The sequence below is a fragment of the Streptomyces sp. Inha503 genome (assembly GCF_047215865.1).
Lineage (GTDB): Bacteria > Actinomycetota > Actinomycetes > Streptomycetales > Streptomycetaceae > Streptomyces > Streptomyces lycopersici.
The window spans coordinates 606,942-627,593 of sequence record NZ_CP178360.1 but is presented as its reverse complement, the minus strand read 5'-3'; the positions used below and the strand labels follow the sequence as shown (position 1 = coordinate 627,593).

Genomic DNA, 20,652 nt, shown 5'->3' with positions numbered 1-20,652 from the left:
TGAGAGGCGGCTCAGACGGGTGTGGCGGCGCGGGCGGTGACGGCCGGGGCAGGTTCACCGGTGCGGGCCAGCAGGGGCAGCACGCCGAGGAGGGTCACGGCGGTGTAGCCGAGGCCGAGGCCGACGACCGGCCAGATCGAGCCGGAGGCGGTGAGCAGGTACTGGGCGACGATCGGTGCGGTCCCGGCGAAGAGCGTGGTGCACAGCTGGTACGACAGGGACATTCCGGTGTAGCGGACCTCGACGGGGAAGACACGGGCGAGGATGCCCGCCAGCGCCGCGTAGTACATGGCGTGCGGGAAGGTCGCCAGCCCCATCCCGAGGACGGCCAGCCAGAAGTTGCCGGTGGCGCAGAGCACGAACATCAGCGGCAGGACGACGAACTCGGGCACGAGCATCCACAGCACGGCCTTCTTCACCGGCCACCTGCCGGCGAGGACGGCGCCGAAGGGCTGGACCACGACCTGCACCACGAGGGCGAGGGAGATGACGGTCAGAAAGGTGGTGCGGTCGAAGCCGATGTCGGAGGTGGCCCAGGAGAGCGCGAAGGTCGTCTTGATGTAGGTGATCGCGACGCCGGCGGTGCCCGCGAGTACGCCCAGGGCGACGAGCAGCGGATAGCGGGTGAGCACGACCTTGAGGGGCAGCTTGGCGGTTTGCCCGCGCTCCAGGACGGCCAGCATCTCCGGGGTCTCCGCCAGCCGCAGCCGGATGACCAGGCCGATGGCCACGAGGACGGCGGAGGCGAGGAAGGGGACGCGCCAGCCCCAGGATTCGAAGGCGGCGTCCGGGAGTCTGGCGATGCCGAGAAAGGCGAGCGTCGCGAGGAGATTGCCGACCGGGGAGCCCTGCTGGGCGAAGGCTCCGTAGAGCAGCTTGCGCTTCGGCGGGGCGTACTCGGTGGCGATGAGCACCGCGCCGCCCCACTCCCCGCCCATCGCGACGCCCTGGACCATGCGCAGCAGGACGAGGAGGACCGGGGCGGCGGCGCCGATCTGCGCGTATCCGGGCAGCAGTCCGACGCAGAAGGTGGCCGTACCCATCATGACGAGCGTGGTGATCAGGGCCTTCTTGCGGCCGTGGCGATCGCCGTAGTGGCCGAATATCAGGCCGCCGAGGGGACGGGCGAGGAACCCGACCCAGAAGGTGGCGAACGCGGCCAGGGTGCCGACCGCGGGCGGGATGTCGGCGAAGAAGACCTTGCCGAGGACGAGCGCGGAGGCGGAGCCGTAGATGTAGAAGTCGAACCACTCGATGGTGGTGCCGACGAAGGCGGTGATCCCGGCACGTTTGGCGTCGCGGGCCGTGGGCGGCCGATCGGCGGGAGCGATGTGCTGCATGACGAGCGTCCTCTCGTAGCGGCAGATCTCGCCACGAGAGGCCGTGGAGGAGAGCGGTGCGGCCGCTCGGCGCCCCATCGCGAGATGGCCATCACTGTGCACCCGCCGTTTCAGAGGTGTCCAAGACCAATTCCGCCCATCGGTCGGACGTCATCCGTCACAATCGACCGGCCGACCGCCGCTATCGGTGGAAGTCGGCCGGGGTGGGCAGGACCCGGTCGGCGACGCGCAGCACCGCCGCCAGCGCGGCGGACTGATTGCCCGAGCGCCAGCCCAGCGCTATCGGCAGCACCGGAACGTCGTCCCCGGCCAGGGGACGGAAGACGACATGTTCCAGCTGGATGTTGCGCGCCGACTCCACCACCACCGCGAGGCCGACACCCGCGCCGACCAGGGCGAGCATGGTGTACGAATCCGGTGCTTCCTGAGCGATCCGCGGCGCGAACCCCGCCTCGTGGCAGGCCTGCATCATCGCCTCCCGCACCGCGGAGCCGCGGGAGAGCGGGAACGTCACGAACGGCTCCCGCGCCAACTCGGCGAAGGCCACCTCGGCACGGTTCGCGAGCGGATGGCTGTCCGGCAGCGCCAGCTGGAGCCGCTCCATGCGGACGACCCGTGCGCTGATCCCGCGCCGTACGGGCAGCGCCACGAAGCCGAGGTCCAGCGACCCCTCGGCGATCCGTCCCAGCGCCTCGCCGGCATAGGTCTGGCCTTCCAGCACCAACTCGATACCAGGGTGTTCGGAGGTGACGGCACGCGTCAGCACCGGCAGGGCGGAGTAGCTGCTGGCGCCCGCGAAGCCGAGCGTGACGCGGCCGACCTCGCCCAGATGCGCCGCCTGCACGGTCCGCCGTGCGGCCGAGGCCTCGGCCAGCAGCCGCCGGGCGGGCTCGAGCAGCGCCCGCCCCGCGGCGGTGAGCTGCACGGACCGGGTCGTACGGTCGAACAGCCTGACCCCGAGGTCCCGCTCCAGCAGCCGGATCTGCTGGCTCAGCGGCGACTGGGCGATGTGCAGCCGCTCGGCTGCCCGCCCGAAGTGCAGTTCCTCGGCGACGGCGACGAATCCGGAGAGGTGACGTAGCTCCACGCACCCGACCATGCCATCCACACCGCTCCAAGAGAACTGAGGCCGTATCAAATCAGTTCGGCCGAGGCCCGTTCCGGATGGAATTCATAACGCCCCGGGAACACCGGTGTGAAACGAGTGTGAAGAAGGTTTCGGTTGGGCTGACCCGGCAAGGGGGAGCCCCATGAGTTACCCCCATGACCGCGTAGCGGATAACAGTCAGTACAACAGCGATGGAAATCGCCCATACCATGTCGACCCTGCCGGATATCCCGCTGCCAGTCGGCGTCGGGCGGGCAATGGAGGGGGTCTGGGAGCAGACCGGACAGCGCTGGTCATTCACACCCTCGCAGACATTGCCGCGGGTTTTCTGGCGTTGTGGATCCTGCTGTACATGCTCGACGCGAATCAGGCGAATGTCTTCGTCGACTTCGTGCACGGTGTAGCGGACTGGCTCGCCGGCTGGTCACAGGACATCTTCACGATGGACACGGAATCCGTGCGGGTCTTCTTCAACTACGCACTGCCCGCGGTGATCTACCTGGCGATCGGGCACGGCGCGGCGGCCTGGGTGCGACGGCTCTGACCCCGCACGTTCGGCGGCCGGTACCCCTTCTCGTGCCGAGGGGTGCCGGCCGCCGCCGTGTTCGGGCGGACCATGCGGCTACCAGCGGCGATGCCCGCGCGGACGACGTCGGCGCCTGGGGTCGGCAGGGGGCTGGACCTGGGGTCGGCAGGGGGCTGGAGGAGGGCGCGGGCGGATAGCGGGTACCCGCCCGCGCCACGCGCCCTGCTGTCCCTGAACCCGGGGGGGACCGAGATCGACCAGGGAGGGCGCGCGCCGATGACCAATCGGCAATACCTACAGCGCCGTACCGTAAACGCGTGTTACTCCTGGGCCCTTTTCGCCCGACGCGACCCGTCCCAGCCCGGCTGAGTAACACGATCCGCGCCCCCGGCGCTGTAGGCAATGGAGCCATCAGTACACGAGAGTCGGAGGCCCACCGAGAGCACACCCGGATGATGTCCAAAATGCAGAGTGGTCGCAAGACCTTCACACTCGCGGTCACAGCTGATGGGAAATATCGGCTGTGCGCTTTTCGCTGCCCGCCTTGGTCGTGTATCGAATCGGAAACACTCCGAGGCGCATGCCCTCCGCCAATTGCGTTTCAGTCGGGTAAGGAATGCACACTGTCGGGCATGCACCCAAGGACAGACAGCAGAAACCCCGACTACGCGCGCCCCGCTGGATGGGGAAACACCGCGCCGGGCGCCGACGGCCCGTACCCACCGGATGACTTCCCGTACGAGGAGCACGGTGGCGGGGACCGCGGCAGGCCGCACCGCCGCCGTGGCAGGACGGTCATACGCGTGCTGGTCGCCCTGGTCCTGGTTCTGCTGGTCGTCTCGGTGGCGACGTACTTCTGGGCCGACTCCCAGCTGCGCAAGGAAGTCGACCTCAGCAAGGTGGTCGACCGCCCCGGCACGGGGGAGGGCACCAACTATCTGATCGTGGGATCCGACAGCCGCGAGGGCATGTCCGACCAGCAGAAGAAGGACTTGCACACGGGCTCCGCCGACGGCAAGCGCACGGACTCGATGATGATCCTGCACGACGGCGCGTCCGGCCCGACACTCATATCGCTGCCGCGCGACTCGAACGTGACCATCCCGAAGTTCCGCGGCTCCGAGTCCGGGAACCTCAAGGGCCCGCTGGGCGACAACAAGCTGAACGCCGCGTACTCCATCGACGGCCCACAGCTGCTGGTCCGCACCGTCGAGTACAACACCGGCCTGCACATCGACCACTACGCGGAGGTCGGGTTCTCCGGCTTCGCCAACATCGTGGACTCCATCGGCGGCGTCGACATGACCCTCGACAAGGGCTTCGAGGACAAGTGGTCCGGCGCCGATTTCGAGGCGGGCGAGCAGACGCTGAACGGCCGGCAGGCCCTCGCGTTCGTCCGCACCCGGCACGCGTTCGCCACCAGCGACCTGGAACGCACCAAGAACCAGCAGAAGTTCCTCTCCGCGCTGGCCGACCAGACCGCGACGCCCGGTACGCTCCTGAACCCCTTCAAGCTCTACCCCACCATGGGCGCCGGACTCGACACCCTCATCGTCGACAAGGACATGAACCCCTACTACCTGGCCAAGATGTTCTTCGCCATGCAGGACGTCACCGGCAGCGACGGCAAGTCGATCAACATGCCGATCTCCGGCAGCGTCGGCGGCAACCTCCAGTGGGACAAGACCAAGGTCAAACAGCTTGTGCAAGAGCTCAGGAACGACGACCCGGTCACCGTGACCGACACACAGTGACTGGCGACGGGGCAGCGGCCGCTCGATGAGCGGAGCGGGCCGTCAGCCGTCGCCGGACCCTTGACCGGCGGCGGCTCCGGCTCCGGTGCACCGCGGGCCGTCAGCCGCGGAACGGCCCCGTCACCTCGTAGGTGATGCCGCCCGACGAACTGCCGCTGGTGCCGCGCTGGCTGGAGAAGTACAGCCGTCTGCCGTCCGGTGAGAACGCCGGGCCGGTGATCTCCGAGCCCGACTGGCCATCGACGCGCAGGAACGGGGCCACCGCATCGTCCGGGGTGATGACGCAAATCTCCATGTTCCCGCCGTCCTCGGCCACGTAGGTCACCTGGTTGCGGGTGGCGGTGGCGCCGGTCGGGTCCGGCACGGTCGTCCAGGTGACGGGGCCACTGGTGCCGGAACCGGCGACCATGACCTCCAGCCTGCCGGTGGACAGGTCACCCCATGTCGTCGGCGTGAAACGGTAGAAGCACCCGTCCGTGACGTCCTCGGTCATGTAGACGGTCCGGCGGTCGGGATCGGCCGCCGCCGCCTCGTGCTTGAAGCGGCCCATCGCGCCGCGCCGCACCGTTGGCGTCCGGCGAACCGAGCGCCCCGTACGGGCCGGTGCCCGGCTGCGCCGGTGCGGCGTACGCGGCGCCGCGCCACAGGGTTCCGCCGAGAGCTGTCGAGGAGCCGCCGATGACGGCGGCACGCAGGAGGGCGCGACGTTTCACTCTGGCTCCAAGGAGTGCCGTGACCGTTCCCCGCCGCCGGCCGACGGCGGGGCCCCACGGTCCTCGACCCTGGACAGGCGGCCCGTAGGCGGAATTGACAGGGCTTGGACAACACATGACGCGGGCATGGAGTGTCCGGCGGACCGCCCGGCCGGACCTGGCCCCGTTCGCGGTTCGGTGAATCCCCGGGGCGCGGTACGGGCATGATGGCCCGGTGCGGGAAGAGCTGATAGTGCGGTTACGCGGGACGTGGCAGCAGGCCGAACCACTCGACGGGGAGCTGGTCCGGGCCGCTCTCGCGGCGTTCGGCGCGGACCTCGTCGAGGTGATGCCGGTCGGGCCGGGCGACCTCCGGGTGCTGATCGTGGTGCCGGAGACGGCCGACCTGATCGCCCTCGGCTCGGCGGTGGCGGGCGTGCTGGCGCTGGAGTCGCCCCGGATCACCTTCGAGCGCGCGGTCTCCGAGGTCCGGGGCATCGCCGGGCGCGGCTACTCCTGCTCCTGCGGCGGGGTCGACGGCGACCACACCGCGGAGTGCCCGAGAGCGGCCGGCACATGAGCTGGCGGCCACCCGTCCCAATGGGCTACCTGGACAGCATCCAGGCGGTCGGCGGGTTCGCCGCCCCGCTGCTCGCCGGAGGAAGCTTCACGCTCGCGGTGGTGGCGTTGCAGTCGGCCCCGGGCCCCGCGGGCGTCAGCCGATGGCCGAACGCCTCGCTGGCTCTGTTCGTCCTGTCCGGTCTGCTCCAGATCGCAACCATTCAGGCGACGGCATGGGCACGACGTTATATGTGCGCCCCGGGCGACCTCCTGGAGTGGTTCCCCGGCGAGGCGACCGACGGGACTCCCAGCCCGTTCCTGATCGGTATGCAGCAGAGCCATCTGCGGCAGGCCCAGCGCTGGGCGAACCTGGCACGCGGCTTCTACCACGCGGGGATCATCGCGCTGCTCACCGGGCTGTTCGTCATCTGCGTGCCACGAGGACAGCCGACCGGCGGCCGCTGGACGGTTCTCGCCGTCTGCGCGTCCGGCGTCGTGGGGGAACTCGCCTGGCTGGTCAGGGCAACCTTTCTCGATCGCGCGATCCGCCGCGACGCCTGGCTCGGCATGGCCGTTCTGCTCGCCATCCTGGTGTCGGTGTCCGCGACCGGCGTCTGGCCTGGCTGGCCGGTACGTATCGGGGGCGCCGCCTGCCTCCTGCTGTGCCTTCTGCCGCTCGTCCTGCGCCGATCGGTCACCTCGGCCTCGATCACCTCGGCGCTGAGCCTGACTCTCGGTGTGATCGCCCTGTTCTTCCGTATACCTCAGCCGCTCGTCGCGATAGCGCTGGTGCCGGCGTTCCTTCTCGGAGCCCACACGTTCGTGGACCTCACCCGCCGTCAGCGCGCTGTGAGCGGGTGACCAGACGTCACCGGAGGCGAACCGATGGACACTCACGCGTTGCGGGAACTCATCGCCTGTAGCAATCGGGTGACCGAGACCGGCGACGTCGGGCTCACTCTCGCGGACGAGATGGCAAGGCCCCTCTCGGCTGTCTGGCAGAGCTGGGACGACGCGGACACCGAGTCGTCCCAGGTGCTGGGCGTCTTCCTCTTCTACCGCCATCTCGCGGCGCACGACCGAACCGACCTGCTCATGGCCATCCGGACGCTCACCCCCTGCCTTCTGTACGCGGACATGGCCCTGCCGCCCGACATGCTCCCCTTCCTCGCCGACTACGGCGTCTGCGAGGCGGAGCGGCTGCGCGAGGACGCCCGCAGCTCACCCGATCCCGCGCTTGCCGAGCGTGCGGCGTTCGCCTGGCAACGCATCGTCATGGCGACCGAGGGCGACCATCCGCGGCGCGAGGAGCGGGAGCGGGCGCTGCGGCGGGCGCTGCGGCTGCTGGCCGCCCGGCGCGGCGACACCGCCCACCTCGACCGGGCCGTCGCCGCGGCACGCGCGGGTCTTGTCCCGCACGGCCACAAGGACCGCCTCGCCACCTGCCATGAGCTCCTCCTGGCGCTGGAAGAACGCTACGAGGCGACCGGGAACGCGGAGGATCACGAGGCCGCGCTCCGGTGCGCCGAGGAACTGGCCGTATACGCACATACCTCGGCGCGCGACGCCGTCGGATGCTCCCTCCTCTTCTCCTGCGGCGAGAAGCTCTATCAGCGGTTCCTGCGGGACCCCAGCACCGCGGATCTGCGCCGCGCCATTGGCTTCCTGCGGGATGCGGTCGAGTTCCCCGGCCCGCACCTGCCGACCCGGCTGCTGGTCCTGTCGCGCGCCCTCGGCCTCTGGTCGGCCGCCGCCCGGGACCCCGGCATCGTGACCGAGGCGATCGCCCGGGCCGAGCAGGCCGAGGAACTGGTCCCGCGGAACCACCAGGACTACCCGCTCATCAAGTGGCAGATCGCCTCGCTGTACTTCGCGCGCCACCGCACGACACACTCCGGCGACGACCTCGACCGGGCCGCGGCCGCGATCCTCGAGGCCACCCTGTGCCTGACCCGTGAGCTCCGGATCACCGCTCTCCAGGCCGACATCGCATTCGCCCAGTACGAGCGCACGGGAAACAGCGAACACCTCTTGAACGTCCTCAGCCTGAGGGAGCGCGTACTGCGCAAACTCCCCGAAGACGACGACTTCTCTCGCGCGGACGCCCTCTACTCGCTCAGCCAGGCCCAGATGCACTGGTACCGGCGGATGGGCTCCTTCTGGCACCTGGACAACGCGGTCGACAACGGCCGGGCCGCCCTTGACCTCGTGGCCACGACCGATGTGCGTCGCCGCCAGAAGTTTCTGTGCGGGCTCGGCAACGTCCACATGGCGCGCTTCACCATGCGTAGTGAGCGATCTGCCCTGCCCGAGGCGATCGACCTGTTTCGGGAAGCCGTCGCCGACGCCCCCGACCGCTGCCTGCCGCTTGCCCTGCTCGCCGCCGCCCTCGGGTACCGGTACGAACTGACACGGGACATCACCGACCTCGACGAGTCCATCGCCGCGGGTGAACGCGCCCTGGAGTTCGCCTCCGCCCAACAGCGGGCGGACATCCTGCTGGATCTCAGCGTCGCCCGCCGGATGCGCTTCGGCGGCACCGGCGACGCCACCGATCTCGACCATGCCAGGGCGGGGGTCGCCGAGACCCTCGCCCTCCCCGCTCTCTCGGCCAGAAAGCGGATACGGATCGGCCTGGAACAGGCTGAGCTGGCGTCCCTTTCCTCGGAGCGTCCCGCGGAGAGGCTGTCGGCCTTCGAGGCGATCGTCGAGTTGCTGCCCGAGGTCGGCCTGAGCAGCCCTTACCACGAGGACCGTGAGTTCATGTTGTCGGTCCACGCCGGCCTGGGCGCGAAGGCAGCCGACGCCGCGGTCGCGGCCAACCGCCCTGATCGGGCCCTGGAACTCCTGGAGAGGGCGCGCGGCATCCTCGCCGATACCGCGCCGACGCCGGGATGGCGCGGCACTCGGGACACCACCGCCCGCCACCTGTGCCGCAACGCCACCCGTGGCCCGATCGTCACGGTCAGCGCGATCGAGACCGGCGGTCTGGCGTTGCTCGTCACACCGTCGGGTGTCCACCCCGTCGCCCTGCCCGGCCTCAGGCTCCACAAGGCCAGGGCCCGGCACAAAGCTCTCAAGACGGCCCTCGCCTCCGGCGCCTGCGAGGACGTCCTCGACGTCCTCACCTGGCTCTGGAACACGGTCGCCCGCCCCGTGCTGGAGGCGTTGAAGGCCGCGGGGTGGCAGGGGTCCCGCCTCTGGTGGTGCCCCGCGGGCGTGATGTCCCTCTTCCCCCTGCACGCCGCGGGCGACGGTCACGACGGTGTCATGGACAGAGTGGTGTCCTCGTATCTGCCCACCGTCCGGTCCCTGCCCGCCGTGCGCCGGCGCCCCGCCTCCCCGGGCGAGGCCCTCGTGGTGGCCATGAGCAGAACTCCCGGACAGGCTTCGCTGCCGGGAGCCGCGTCCGAGGTGAACAGCCTCTCCCGCCTGCTCTCGGCCACGGTCCTGCACAACGAGCAAGCCACCCGCGACGCCGTCCTGACGGCCCTGCCCGGCACCCGGATCGTTCATTTCGCCTGCCATGCGCAAGCCGACACCCGCGAACCCATCCGCAGCCGCCTGTTCCTCCATGACCAGCCGCTCACCCCGGGTGATCTGCCGTTCGGTCTGGACGCCGACCTCGCCTATCTGTCCGCCTGCGCCACCAGCGATGTCCTCTTCCTCGGCGCCGACGAAGCGGTGCACATCACCGGCGCCTTCCATCTGGCGGGCTTCCGCCATGTCATCGGCACCCACTGGCGCATCGACGACCTCGCGGCGGCCGACATCGCCGACCACTTCTACACCGTCATCGCGGCCCATGGCCCCGACCACGCCGCCCATGCCCTGCACGCAGCCACCGCGGAACTCCGTCGCGCCCACCCCGACAGGCCCGACCTCTGGGCCTCCCACCTCCATGTGGGTCCCTGACGCCGGACCGGGTACAGGATCCGCCTTTCAGGGACTCACCAGGGTGAGTCGCGGCTATACATCGGTTGGCTGGCGCCTTCCATCTCCTCGATGGCGTTGAGCGGCCCAACTCACCTGCGGATATGGAGCCTTCGGAATTCTGATACGTCGGAGGTCTTCCCCTGGGCCTCCTATGGCCTGCACCATGCCGGGTAGTTCACCCACGGATATGGGAGGCACATACGTGACCCCGACAACAGGGAACGGGATCTCTCGAAGAGGAGTGATCGGCTCGGCGGCCGCAGCCGGTTCGGCGGTCGCGCTCGGTGCCGGAGGGCGGCTCACCGGCTCGGGTACCGCATGGGCCGCGTCCGGGGGGACCGGCGGGTCGGGAAGCCTGCCCGAACGGCTGGCCAGGGCCGCCGCTCCGCGCTGGCGGCGGATGCCCGGCGACTGGAAGGACGGTCCCTTCCTCGCCAACGGCCTGCTCGGGGTGAACGTCTACCGGGGCGCCACGGCCAACTCCGTGAAGGTGATGGTCAGCCACAACCAGGTACAGGACCAGCGACCCCAGTGGGCTGCCACGTACGGCTACTCACGGCTGCCCATAGGCCATTTCGACCTCACGCTGGCGGGCGAGGTGACCGATGTCGACTGGACCCTCGACATCTGGGACGCCGAGCTGCGCGGCACCGTCACCACCACCCGGGGCAGCGTCCGCTTCTCGATGCTGGTGCACAACGCCCGTACCGCGCTGCTGATCTCCACCCGGCCCAGCGCGGGGGAGGAGAGCGCCGCCTGGTCGTTCACATGGATGTCCGCCACCTCGCCCCGGACCAAGGGCAAACCCGCCGACTACACCGGCAACCCCGACCCCCGCACCGGCTCCACGGGCGACACCCACTACGTCGAACAGCCGTTGATCGCCGGTGGCGGGTGGACCACGGCCTGGCGGGAACGCCGCGTCGGCACCGGCAGGCTGCTCGCCGCGCATATCGTCTACCGCCACCCCGACGACCTCTCGAAGACCACCGAACTCGCCGTGGCCGAGGTGGCGCGGACCCTGGCCGAGGACCCGGACGACCTGGTGCGCGAGCACCGCGGCTGGTGGCACCGCTTCTACGAGCGCAGTCTGCTCTCCGTACCCGACAAGCGGATTCAGGACTTCTACTGGATCCAGCTCTACAAGGCCGCCTGCGCCACCCGCGCCGGAGGACCCTCGATGTCCGAGTGGGGACCCTGGTACCCGGAGACCGGCGGCAGCTGGACCGCGGTCTGGTGGAACCTCAACGTCCAGATCGCCACCTGGCTGATCCAGGGCTCCAACCACCTCGAACTCGACTCCGTCACCTCCACCTTCAAGCGCTTCGAGAAGAACCTGCCGCTGTCCCTCCCGCCCGAGATCCCGAACGCGGAGATCTACGCCCTGTCCCACCCCTCCGACTGGACGCTGCGCCCCGGCGCCCACACCGTCGGCGTCCCGGGCACCTCCACCAAGACCGACAACAACGGCAACCTCTCCTGGGCCATGCACAACGTCTGGCTCAGCTACCGCCACACCATGGACGTAGCGATCGTGCGCGACGTCCTCTACCCGATCCTCGTCAAGGCGGTGAACTACTACGACCACTTCCTCTACGAGGGCGGTGACGGCAAGCTGCATCTGCCGCTCACCCGCTCTCCGGAGTACGCGGACGCGGTGGACTGCACCTACGACCTCTCCCTGCTCCGCTGGGGCTGCGCCACCCTCCTCGACTGTCTGCGCATCCTCCGCACCGACAATCCGCGCGCCGGGCGCTGGCGGGAGATCCTGCGCCGTCTCGTCGACTACCCGCGCGGCGCGGACGGCGTCCTGATCGGCGCCGGCACACCACTCGCCGACTCCCACCGCCACTTCTCCCACATGCTGTGGCTGTACCCGCTGCACGAGCTCACCTGGGACCGGCCGGCCGACCGGGACATCATGCGCACCACCTTCGACCACTGGACGAAGGACCGCCGCCTCTGGGCGGGGTACAGCTACGCGGCGGCATCCTCGATGGCGTCACGGATGGGGCGGCCCGAGGACGCCCTCGACTTCCTCACCACCTTCACCGGGAACCGCTTCGACGAGTCCTACATGGACTGCTACATGACCGCGAACACCATGTACGCGGAGGACACCAACCTGGGCATCGAGAGCCCGCTGACCACGGCCCAGTCGATCCTCGACATGGGCATACAGAGCCATGGCGGCGTCGTCCGGGTCTTCCCCTCCGTCTCACGGCGCTGGCCCGACGTCTCGTTCCAGGCCCTGCGCGCCCAGGGCGCGTTCCTGGTCGACGCGGACCGCTCCGACGGCAGGACCCGGTGGGTGCGGGTCCACAGCGAGGCGGGTGCGCCACTGGTGCTCCAGCACGGCATCGCCGGCGCCATCGACGTACGGGACGAGCACGGCCGCCGGCTGCGGTACCGGGAGACGGGGCCCGGCCGTATCGAGATCCCGCTCGGCCGGGACGAGACGGCCGTCGTCGCTCCGCGCGGCGCCCACCCGGACCTGCGGCCGCGCGACGTACCGGCCGTCGGCGACGCGAAGCCGTGGGGGCTGCCGGACTGAGCCGGGGCTCCGGGGAGCGGCCAGGTGCGCGGCGGCCTCCCCGGTCAGTAGAACTCGACGGTGTCGACCCGGTTGATCAGCTCGTGTCCGTCGAGGAGCCGGGTGGCGTTGGCGGCGAAGAGTTCGGCGATGAGGCGGTCCTCCGCCGGGTCGGAAGCCGACCCGGCCCGAGTCGAGCGCGCGGGCCAGGGCGGCCTCGTCGACGACGCTGCCGCGGCCGACGTTGACCAGGGAGGCCCCGGGGCGCAGGGCGTCGAAGAACCGCTCGCCGAGGAGGTGCTCGGTCGCCTCGGTGCCGGGGAGCGTGCTCACGACGGCGTCAACGGTCGGTGCCACCTCGGTGATGCGGTCGGGGTGGATCACGGTGGAGACACCGGGGACGGTGGCGCCTGACCGGCTCGTGCCGATGACCGTCGCATCCAGCGCCTGGAGTGCCCCGGCGACGGCCCGGCCGATTCCGCCGAGGCCGAGGACGAGCACGGTCTGGCGGCTGATCTGCCCCATCGTCCAGCGGCCGCTCCACTCCCGGTCGCGTTGCTGGCGGCTGAGGCGGGGCAGGTCCTTGGCCCCCGCGAGCACGCCGAAGACGGCGAACTCCGCGAGCGGGCGTCCGTGGACCCCGGCCGAGGTGGTGAAGAGGACCCGGTCGAGTTCGTCGGGGCGCAGCCCGGCGGCCTTGACCTGTCCGCCCCCGCCCGCCGCCATGGTGTGCACCCAGCGCAGGCGCGGATTGGCCCGGACGGCTCGCGCCAGGGCGGCCGGGTCCACGTCGGGGACGCCGTACAGGGCGTCGGCGGAGTCGATGGCCTCCTCGTAGGCGCGCTGCTCCGCGGGGCCGCGCTTCCAGGCCGGGTCTCCCGCGAAGTCGGCGGGCCAGCGCATCGGGGGCAGCAGATCATGGTCGACGACGAGGTCGATCCGCGGCTCCAGCTCCCTGACGCGGGCGCGGTTCTCCTCCGACAGCGGGGCGGCGACCGCGACACGGAGGCGGCCTTCCGGCTGGGTCCGACCGGTCATCGGACGCCCGCGTTCCGCAGTGCCTCGACCTCGGCGTCCAGTGCGGCCTCGCGGGCGACGATCTCCTGGACCGACGCCAGCGCTTCATGGGCCCGGTGGGGCGGGATGACGATGACGCCGTCGCCGTCGGCCGCGACGATGTCTCCGGGATTCACCACGACACCGCCGATGGCGACCGGTTCGCCGATGGCTCCGGGCCCGTTCTTGAACGGGCCGGCGGGGGTGAGCCCCCGGGCGAAGACGGGGACGCCGAGTTCCTCGATGATCGCGGCGTCGCGGACATAGCCGTCGACGACGGCGCCGACGGCCCCGTACGCGGCGAAGCGCTGGGCGAGGTTGTCCCCGATGACGGCACGCCCGTCGTGGCCGAAGGCGTTGATGACGAGGATGTCGCCGTGGCGTATGTGCTCGAGTGCCGCGATCACCGCCTTGTTGTCCCCGGCGACGGTCAGGACCGGAAGGGCGGTTCCGACGGCCTTGGCGCCCTGCCAGACGGGTGCGATGCCGCCGTCGACGATGTTCAGCCGGTCGAGCGCGTCGCCGAGGTTGGCCACGGAGTGGGCGCGGAACCCGTCCAGCAGCTGCCCGTCGACGCGTTCCCACGGGGGTGTCACGCGCACGTTGTCCTGAGTCATCGAGGGCTCCTTCGGATGGTGTCCGGCGCGAGGGATGAAGCGCGCCGGCGGGGTGTCGTACGGCCCAGAAACTGCGAAAGTTTTCGCGTTTCAATGGGTGTCAGTCTGCATCGGTCCGCGTCGCGGGACAAGGGTCGGCGAGGGGGAGTGCGCTACCGGAACCGGTCTCGATCGGCCGGGCAACTCCGGCAATACGGGGCGGAAGGGTGACGGAATCGAAAGGTTGACGTGGGGGCAACGCGGACCCTTGACCACCTCAAGAATGCGAATCTATTCTCATTCGCGATTCAAGTCGCACCTTGGAACCGTCGCGACGAGCGGTCCGGCACGGACCACCGCGAGCCCTGGACGGACGGGTTCCTGAACATACAGAAGCCACCCCTCACCGCGGCTGCCGGCGGCGGTTACCAGGCTCCAGCTCACGATCCTTCTTCAGGACACCCTTTCCGGAGTCCGCGACACCGAAAGTGAACGCGTATGACAGCGTCAGATCGGCTCGACACCGCATCAGCCCGCCCGGATGCGGTGCCGGGCCAGTTCGATACAGCAGCCGCCGATGTCGTCTCCGCCGATGACAAGGTGGTCCGCAGAGCCACCTTCGCGGGCGCGGTCGGGTCCTTCGTCGAGTGGTACGACTACGGCATCTACGGCCTGCTCGTCACCTATCTCGCGATCGACCTCATGGGGGAGGCCGAGGCCGGCGGCCTCCTCCTCACCAACGTCGGCTTCCTGATCAGCTTTGCCGCCCGCCCCTTCGGCAGCGTCATCTGCGGATACCTCGGTGACAAGATCGGCCGGAAGTCCCTCCTGGCCACCCTGCTGGTCCTGATCAGTACCGCGACCGCGGCGATCGGGCTGATCCCCTCCCACTCGGTCATCGGCGTCGCGGCGCCCGTCCTCCTGGTCCTGTTGCGGGTGCTCCAGGGCTTCTCGGCGGGCGGTGAGGTGGCCGGCGCGATGTCCTTCGTCGGCGAGTACGCCCCCGACGCGCGCCGCAACTACATGATGAGCTTCATCGCCGTGGGCTCGTTCATCGCCCTGATGTTCGGCAGTGCCTTCTCCGCCATCCTCATCACCGCGCTCGGCGACGACTCGATGACCTCATGGGGCTGGCGCCTGCCGTTCCTCCTGGCCGTCCCCCTCGGGTACATCGGCTTCTACATCCGCCGCCGGCTGGAGGAGACCCCTCATTTCGAGGCGCTGCGCGAACAGCGGACGGTCGCGCGCAACCCGCTGCGGGAAGCCTTGAGTTCACCGCGCCACCTGAAGGCGATCGGGCTGACCATCTTCCTCCCCGCGCTCAACGGCCCCGGCTACTACCTGCTCTTCGTCTACATGCCGACGTACCTGAAGACATCGCTCGGCGAGCACGACTTCTCCATGCTGCGCGCCCTCACGGTCACGGCGTTCAGCCTGATCGCCATCGCCATATGCATCCCGCTCATGGCCCGCCTGTCGGACCGGATCGGCCGCAAACCCGTCCTCGCCGGCTCGGCCGTGGCCATGGCCGCCGTCTCGTACCCGATGTTCCGGCTCCTCACCACGGGCGAGTTCGGGCTCGCCTGTATCGGCACCATCGTGCTGGCGATCGCCTTCTCCGGACACGCCGCCGTCGTCCACACCGCGCTTGCCGAGATGTTCCCGACCAGCGTGCGCTACTCCGCCTACAGCATCGGGTTCTCCATCTCGACCATCATCTTCGGCGGCAGCGCCCCCCTGGTGATGACCGAGCTGATCGAATCGACCGGCTCCAACATGATCCCCGCCTACGCCTCCATCCTCACCGCTCTGATCACCCTGGCCACTGTCGCCTTCGTACGCGAGACCAAGGGCCGGCCCCTCGCCGGCCACTGAGCCGGGACAGCCCCGCGCACCTGGCTGAACCGCCCGCCCCTACCTCAGGAGACACCTCATGGGAAGCAATTCCGTAGCCGTCGTCGCCGATCTCGGCGAGAGCTTCGGCAACTACACGATCGGCGACGACGCCGCCCTGCTCGGCCTCGTCACCTCCTCGAACATCGCATGCGGCTTCCATGCCGGTGACCCGCGCATCATGGACCAAACCGTCGCCGACTGTGTCGAGCGGGGCATCGAGCTCGGCGCCCACCCCGGCTACCCGGACCTCGTCGGCTTCGGCCGCCGGCTCATCGAGGCCACCGAGGCGGAGATCCGCACGGACGTCCTCTACCAACTCGGCGCGCTCGACGCGTTCGCCCGGGTGCACGGCGGCACCATCAGCCACGTGGCCCCGCACGGCCGCATGGGCTCCATCGCCCAGACCGACGCCAAGCACGCGCGGGCCATCACCGACGCGATCGCCGCCTACAACACCGACTACATCGTCATCTGCCAGCGCGGGCTGCTCGCCGAGGAGTCCCGCAAGCGCGGGCTGGAGGTCGGCTACGTCTTCCTGGCCGACCGCGGTTACGGCGACGACGGCATGCCGGTGTCCCGCTCGCACGAGGGCGGTCTGATCCACGACCCGGAACTGATCGGCCGACGCTCCGCCCAGGTCGTCCAGGAAGGCACCGTCCGCTCGGTCAACGGCAATGTGGTTCCCCTCGGCCATGACGCGGACGTCCTGCTCCTGCACGGCGACCACCCGACCGTGCTGGAGAACGGCACCGCCGTGCGGGCCGCGCTCGACGCCGCCGATATACGGGTCACCGGACTGCGGGACGTCCTGGCGGAGAAGGCACAGAAGACGGAGGCCGCGCTCGCCGGCTGACGTCGAGCGCACCAGGCGATGACCACAGCACAGTACGGCGCCATCACCGTCGAACCCTTCGGGGACTCGGCGGTGATGGTGACCATCCCCCACGCCGACCGGGCGATCCGCAGAGCCGCGACCGTCGCCTTCCGCGACCGGTTCCTGGCGCACCGCCCGCACGGTGTGCTCGATGTCGTCTCCGGCCTCGAATCCCTGCTCATCGAGTTCGATCCGCTGCGGACCGCACTCGAGCACGTGGAGTACGCGGCTCGTCTGGTGGCGCGGTGGGCGCCGTCCCCGTCGGACTCCACGGACGGCGGGCGAGCCGTACGGACCTTCGCGATTCCCGTCGTCTTCGACCACGACAGCGGTCCCGACCTGGCCTCGGTCGCCGAAGAACTGGGACTCGCGCCCTCCGAGGTCGTCGAGGCGATCGCGGAGTCCACCTTCACCGTCGCCCTCCTCGGCGCGGCGATGGCCCCCATGATGGACGGTCTGAAGGTACCCGGGCCGGTGCGCCGCCGCGCCGAGCCACGGACGGATGTCGCCCCCGGAGCCGTCATGATCGCCGGTACCAACGCGATCATCCAGCCGTTCCCGGGGCCGACCGGCTGGCGGGTCGTCGGCCGCACTCCGCACACCATCGTCGACATCTCCCGCCCCGACCCCGCCGCGTTCGGGACGGGCGACATCGTGCGCTTCGTGCCCGTCACACGGGATGAGGGCGAGGCGCTGAACGCCGGCTTCCCGCTGCCGACGGGGGAGGGCGCATGAAGACCGTGGCACTCGAGATCACCGGTACCGGCTGGATCACGACGTTCCAGGATCTCGGCCGACACGACACCGAACGCCGCGGCGTGCCCACCGGTGGCGCCGCCGACCAGCACTCGGCGACCGTCGCGAACCTCCTGGTGGGCAATGCCCGGGGCGCGACCCTGATCGAGAACCTCGGAGGCGAGCTGGCGCTCGTGCCCGACGAGGACGTCCTGGTGGCCGTGACCGGTGCTCCCGCCCGGGTCACCGTCGCGGGCGGGCCGGCCGGGGGCTGGTCGCCGCTGGTCGTTCCCGCCGGGCACGAGGTACGGGTCCGCGGTGATATGAACCGGGGAGCCCGCGTCTATCTGGCCGTGAACGGCAGGATGGCCGCGCGGACGCTGCTGGGCAGCGCGGCCCCGGACGCCCGGATGGGGTTCGGGCAGAACCTCGCCCCGGGCTCGCGCGTACTGCTGGAAACGGGGTTCGGGGGATTCGGCCGCGGTCCGTTCGAGCCGCCGTTGTTCCGGCTCCCCGTCCCCGTGCCACGCTTCGACGACGGCCCCTGGGTCATAGACGTCGTCGCCAGTCACGGCATCCACTCGATCCCCGGCATCCGCGAGGTGATCGAGGAGTCGGCCTACGTCGTCACCCCTCGCTCCAACCACGTCGGACTCCGTCTCGACGGCCCCGTACTGCATCCGGACACCGACGCCGAGATCGTCTCGCACGGGGTGCCCATCGGGGCGTTGCAGATCCCGCACGCGGACGAACTGATCGTGCTCGGCCGCTACCGGAGCCTGACGGCGGGCTATCCGATCGTCGGCGTCGCCGCACGTGCCTCCTTGCCGATGCTCGGGCAGGCCGGCCCCGGCCGGGAACTGCGGTTCCGCTGGATCGACCGGGAGAGCTCGCTGCGGCGGTTCGCGCGGCGGGCGGCGGAGGTCAGGGCCCTCGGGCTCGCCGTCGCCGAGGCGTTCGGCGCCCTCGGTTTCAAGGAACCCTTGTCACTCACTAACTGAGAAGATATTCTCAATTGCAATTGGAATCGCAGATGAATCATGAAGGAGGAGCGGTGCCACCGTCGGCCGGCAGGATCGCGCTCATCACCGGAGCGGGCAGCGGAATGGGCCTCGAGACCGCCCGGCTGCTCGCCCGCGACGGCGCCACGGCCGTGCTGATCGGCCGCAGACAGCGGGTCCTCGACACCGTCGCGGCCACGATCCGCGCCGAGGGCGGCACCGCCCTTCCCCTCGCGGCGGATGTCACCCGCGCCGAGGACGTCACCCGCGTCGTCGAACAGGTCCATGCCGAGCTCGGCCCGATCGACATCCTCGTCAACAACGCGGGCAGCGCCTCGTCGGTGCTCAACCCGCAGTGGCTCCCGCACGACGAGTGGCGCCAAGTGCTCGAAGTGAACCTCACCGCGGTCTTCCAGCTCACCCAGGCCGTCCTGCCCGACATGCTCGGCCGTGGCACCGGGACGATCGTCACCGTCTCCTCGCTCGCCGCCGTCAACCCCAACCTGCTGGGCGGGGCCGCCTACGGCGCGGCCAAGGCCGGGGCCCGCAACTTCATGACCTTCCTGCACAACACCTTCCGCGACCAGGGGCTGCGAGCGATCACCGTACTGCCCGGGGAAGCGGACACTCCCATCCTCGACAACCGCGCCCGGCCCCCGGAGCCGGAGGAGCGCGCCACGATGGTGCGGCCGGAGGACGTGGCCGAGGCCATCCGCCTCGCCGTCACCCTTCCCCAGCGCGTCGTCCTCCAGGAGATCGTCGTGGCGCCCACCCGGCAGCGCGACACCTCCGGCGACCTCGAGATCAGCCGCTGGGCCGGAGCGCCCGCCGACGCCGCACCGCCGGCCTGACCACCCGACACCAGGAGGAGCGCATGCCGCCCACCGTCACCACGCAGCCGCCCCGGTTCGCCACCGCCGACGCCGTCGCCCGGATCGCGGCCGCGTCCCGCCGGACACAGCAGCCGCACTCCCGGGCCGACCTCGTCTCCCTCGCCATGGGCGAACCCGATTTCGACACGCCCCCGTTGGTGACCGAGGCGGCCCAGGCCTCGCTGCGCGCCGGACGGACCCACTACTCGCCCCTGCTCGGCGAACCCGCCCTGCGCGAAGCGCTGGCCGGGAAGCTCGCCGCCACCGCCGGAGCGCCGGTCTCCGCCGCCGACATCCTGATCACCCAGGGCGGGACCGCCGGTCTCGCCGCCTCGATCCTCTCCATCGTCAACCCCGGTGACAAGGTGGTCATCCCCGACCCCACCTACTCCCTCTACGCCGACCTCGTCGCCATGGCCGGGGGCGTCGTCGTCCCCGTCCCGCTCGGTCCGGACCTGCACTGGGACCTCGACCGGCTCGCCGCCGCCCTCGCGGACGCCAGGCTCTTCGTCTTCTGCAACCCCGTGAACCCGACCGGCATCGTCCACAGCCACGAGGAACTCTCCGCGCTCGCCGGCCTGCTCGACGGCACCTCCACGATCGTCATCTCCGACGAGGCCTACTCCGACCTGGATTACACCGGGCGGCCCTTCACATCCGCCGTCTCCGTCGACGGGCTGCGCGAGCGGACCGTCTACTGCCAGACCTTCTCCAAGAGTTACGCGATGACCGGCTGGCGCGTGGGCTACCTCTGGGGTCCGCCGCCCCTCATCCAGGCGGCCGCGCGCGTCCACAACACCTTCAACGGGTCGGTGAACACCTTTATCCAGGACGCCGCGCTCGTCGCGGTGGAAAGCTGTGCGGATGACATCGCCCGGATGCGCGCCGCCTACGAGGAACGCGGCGAGATCATGCGCAAGGAACTGGCCTCGATCCCAGGTCTCACCCTCAGCGCGCCCGAGGGGGCCTTCTACCAGTTCCCGCGGTACGACCTCGGCCTGCCCTCCGTCGATGTGGTGGCGGCACTGCGCGCGCACGGTGTCGCCGTCCGGCCCGGAAGCGAGTTCGGGGCCCGGGGCGAGGGACACCTGCGGCTGTCGTACGCCGCCGGCCCGCGGTCCATCGTCGAGGGTGTCCGCAGGCTGGCCCACGGCCTCGCCGCCCTGCGATGA

At 70.3% G+C, this 20,652-nt stretch carries 15 protein-coding genes and 2 pseudogenes; 12 read left to right on the top strand and 5 right to left on the bottom strand.

The window, feature by feature from the left end:
* Positions 1–11 precede the first annotated feature (11 nt).
* Together ACJX2R_RS02830 and ACJX2R_RS02825 are read right to left on the bottom strand one after the other, a co-directional pair.
* A complete protein-coding gene (locus tag ACJX2R_RS02830) occupies positions 12–1,340 on the bottom strand; it encodes an MFS transporter (RefSeq protein ID WP_413098582.1) in 1,329 nt (442 codons plus the stop codon).
* A gap of 181 nt (positions 1,341–1,521) precedes the next feature.
* Positions 1,522–2,427, bottom strand: coding sequence for a LysR substrate-binding domain-containing protein (locus ACJX2R_RS02825; protein WP_413098581.1), 906 nt, complete (start codon positions 2,425–2,427; stop codon positions 1,522–1,524).
* 163 nt (positions 2,428–2,590) lie between these two features.
* Between ACJX2R_RS02825 and ACJX2R_RS02820 the strand changes: the two genes are divergently transcribed.
* Positions 2,591–2,992, top strand: coding sequence for a hypothetical protein (locus ACJX2R_RS02820; protein WP_371106142.1), 402 nt, complete (start codon positions 2,591–2,593; stop codon positions 2,990–2,992).
* A gap of 614 nt (positions 2,993–3,606) precedes the next feature.
* Positions 3,607–4,728 carry an LCP family protein gene (locus ACJX2R_RS02815; RefSeq protein ID WP_413098580.1) on the top strand — a complete coding sequence of 374 codons (1,122 nt, stop codon included), beginning with the start codon at positions 3,607–3,609 and terminating at the stop codon, positions 4,726–4,728.
* Between the two features lie 100 nt (positions 4,729–4,828).
* Here the strand turns inward: ACJX2R_RS02815 and ACJX2R_RS02810 are convergent.
* A pseudogene (locus ACJX2R_RS02810) lies at positions 4,829–5,441 on the bottom strand (alkaline phosphatase PhoX).
* A gap of 214 nt (positions 5,442–5,655) precedes the next feature.
* On the opposite strand from ACJX2R_RS02810, the gene ACJX2R_RS02805 reads away from it, so the two are divergent.
* The 4 genes from ACJX2R_RS02805 (at position 5,656) to ACJX2R_RS02790 (ending at position 12,471) form a co-directional block, all read left to right on the top strand.
* On the top strand, positions 5,656–6,000 hold the full coding sequence (locus tag ACJX2R_RS02805) for a hypothetical protein (protein ID WP_413098579.1): 345 nt from the start codon (positions 5,656–5,658) through the stop codon (positions 5,998–6,000).
* Positions 5,997–6,842: a hypothetical protein gene (locus ACJX2R_RS02800; protein ID WP_413098578.1), complete on the top strand. Its 846-nt coding sequence runs from the start codon at positions 5,997–5,999 to the stop codon at positions 6,840–6,842. The genes ACJX2R_RS02805 and ACJX2R_RS02800 overlap by 4 nt, the downstream gene beginning before the upstream one ends.
* Before the next feature lie 24 nt (positions 6,843–6,866).
* Positions 6,867–9,896, top strand: a complete 3,030-nt coding sequence (locus ACJX2R_RS02795) for a CHAT domain-containing protein (protein WP_413098577.1) — start codon at positions 6,867–6,869, stop codon at positions 9,894–9,896.
* 223 nt (positions 9,897–10,119) lie between these two features.
* Positions 10,120–12,471 (top strand): glycosyl hydrolase family 95 catalytic domain-containing protein, encoded by a 2,352-nt coding sequence (locus ACJX2R_RS02790; protein ID WP_413098576.1) that lies wholly within the window; start codon positions 10,120–10,122, stop codon positions 12,469–12,471.
* A 216-nt stretch (positions 12,472–12,687) separates the two neighbouring features.
* On the opposite strand, the pseudogene ACJX2R_RS02785 reads toward ACJX2R_RS02790, so the two are convergent.
* Together ACJX2R_RS02785 and ACJX2R_RS02780 are read right to left on the bottom strand one after the other, a co-directional pair.
* Positions 12,688–13,176, bottom strand: a pseudogene (locus tag ACJX2R_RS02785) (NAD(P)-dependent oxidoreductase); the annotation flags it as partial.
* Positions 13,177–13,484: 308 nt separating this feature from the next.
* Positions 13,485–14,123, bottom strand: a complete 639-nt coding sequence (locus ACJX2R_RS02780; RefSeq protein ID WP_262704513.1) for an RraA family protein — start codon at positions 14,121–14,123, stop codon at positions 13,485–13,487.
* A gap of 477 nt (positions 14,124–14,600) precedes the next feature.
* Here ACJX2R_RS02780 and ACJX2R_RS02775 point away from each other — a divergent pair, with 477 nt between their 5' ends.
* The 6 genes from ACJX2R_RS02775 to ACJX2R_RS02750 are packed head-to-tail and all read left to right on the top strand — an operon-like array spanning position 14,601 to position 20,652.
* Entirely contained in the window at positions 14,601–15,977 is a 1,377-nt protein-coding gene (locus tag ACJX2R_RS02775; RefSeq protein WP_413098575.1) for an MFS transporter, read from the top strand.
* A 58-nt stretch (positions 15,978–16,035) separates the two neighbouring features.
* Entirely contained in the window at positions 16,036–16,851 is an 816-nt protein-coding gene (locus ACJX2R_RS02770) for a LamB/YcsF family protein (RefSeq protein ID WP_413098574.1), read from the top strand.
* An 18-nt stretch (positions 16,852–16,869) separates the two neighbouring features.
* Entirely contained in the window at positions 16,870–17,607 is a 738-nt protein-coding gene (locus tag ACJX2R_RS02765) for a 5-oxoprolinase subunit B family protein (RefSeq protein WP_413098573.1), read from the top strand.
* Entirely contained in the window at positions 17,604–18,608 is a 1,005-nt protein-coding gene (locus tag ACJX2R_RS02760) for a biotin-dependent carboxyltransferase family protein (RefSeq protein ID WP_413098572.1), read from the top strand. The genes ACJX2R_RS02765 and ACJX2R_RS02760 overlap by 4 nt, the downstream gene beginning before the upstream one ends.
* Positions 18,609–18,661: 53 nt before the next feature.
* Positions 18,662–19,459, top strand: coding sequence for an SDR family oxidoreductase (locus ACJX2R_RS02755; protein WP_413098571.1), 798 nt, complete (start codon positions 18,662–18,664; stop codon positions 19,457–19,459).
* A 23-nt stretch (positions 19,460–19,482) separates the two neighbouring features.
* Positions 19,483–20,652: a pyridoxal phosphate-dependent aminotransferase gene (locus ACJX2R_RS02750; protein WP_413098570.1), complete on the top strand. Its 1,170-nt coding sequence runs from the start codon at positions 19,483–19,485 to the stop codon at positions 20,650–20,652.

What these genes read in the sequence shown, in the direction of transcription:
- ACJX2R_RS02830 (WP_413098582.1), bottom strand. Translation starts at nt 1,340, where the DNA reads ATGCAGCACATCGCTCCCGCCGATCGGCCGCCCACGGCCCGCGACGCC.
- ACJX2R_RS02820 (WP_371106142.1), top strand. Translation starts at nt 2,591, where the DNA reads ATGAGTTACCCCCATGACCGCGTAGCGGATAACAGTCAGTACAACAGC.
- ACJX2R_RS02815 (WP_413098580.1), top strand. Translation starts at nt 3,607, where the DNA reads ATGCACCCAAGGACAGACAGCAGAAACCCCGACTACGCGCGCCCCGCT.
- ACJX2R_RS02800 (WP_413098578.1), top strand. Translation starts at nt 5,997, where the DNA reads ATGAGCTGGCGGCCACCCGTCCCAATGGGCTACCTGGACAGCATCCAG.
- ACJX2R_RS02795 (WP_413098577.1), top strand. Translation starts at nt 6,867, where the DNA reads ATGGACACTCACGCGTTGCGGGAACTCATCGCCTGTAGCAATCGGGTG.
- ACJX2R_RS02780 (WP_262704513.1), bottom strand. Translation starts at nt 14,123, where the DNA reads ATGACTCAGGACAACGTGCGCGTGACACCCCCGTGGGAACGCGTCGAC.
- ACJX2R_RS02775 (WP_413098575.1), top strand. Translation starts at nt 14,601, where the DNA reads ATGACAGCGTCAGATCGGCTCGACACCGCATCAGCCCGCCCGGATGCG.
- ACJX2R_RS02770 (WP_413098574.1), top strand. Translation starts at nt 16,036, where the DNA reads ATGGGAAGCAATTCCGTAGCCGTCGTCGCCGATCTCGGCGAGAGCTTC.
- ACJX2R_RS02765 (WP_413098573.1), top strand. Translation starts at nt 16,870, where the DNA reads ATGACCACAGCACAGTACGGCGCCATCACCGTCGAACCCTTCGGGGAC.
- ACJX2R_RS02760 (WP_413098572.1), top strand. Translation starts at nt 17,604, where the DNA reads ATGAAGACCGTGGCACTCGAGATCACCGGTACCGGCTGGATCACGACG.
- ACJX2R_RS02750 (WP_413098570.1), top strand. Translation starts at nt 19,483, where the DNA reads ATGCCGCCCACCGTCACCACGCAGCCGCCCCGGTTCGCCACCGCCGAC.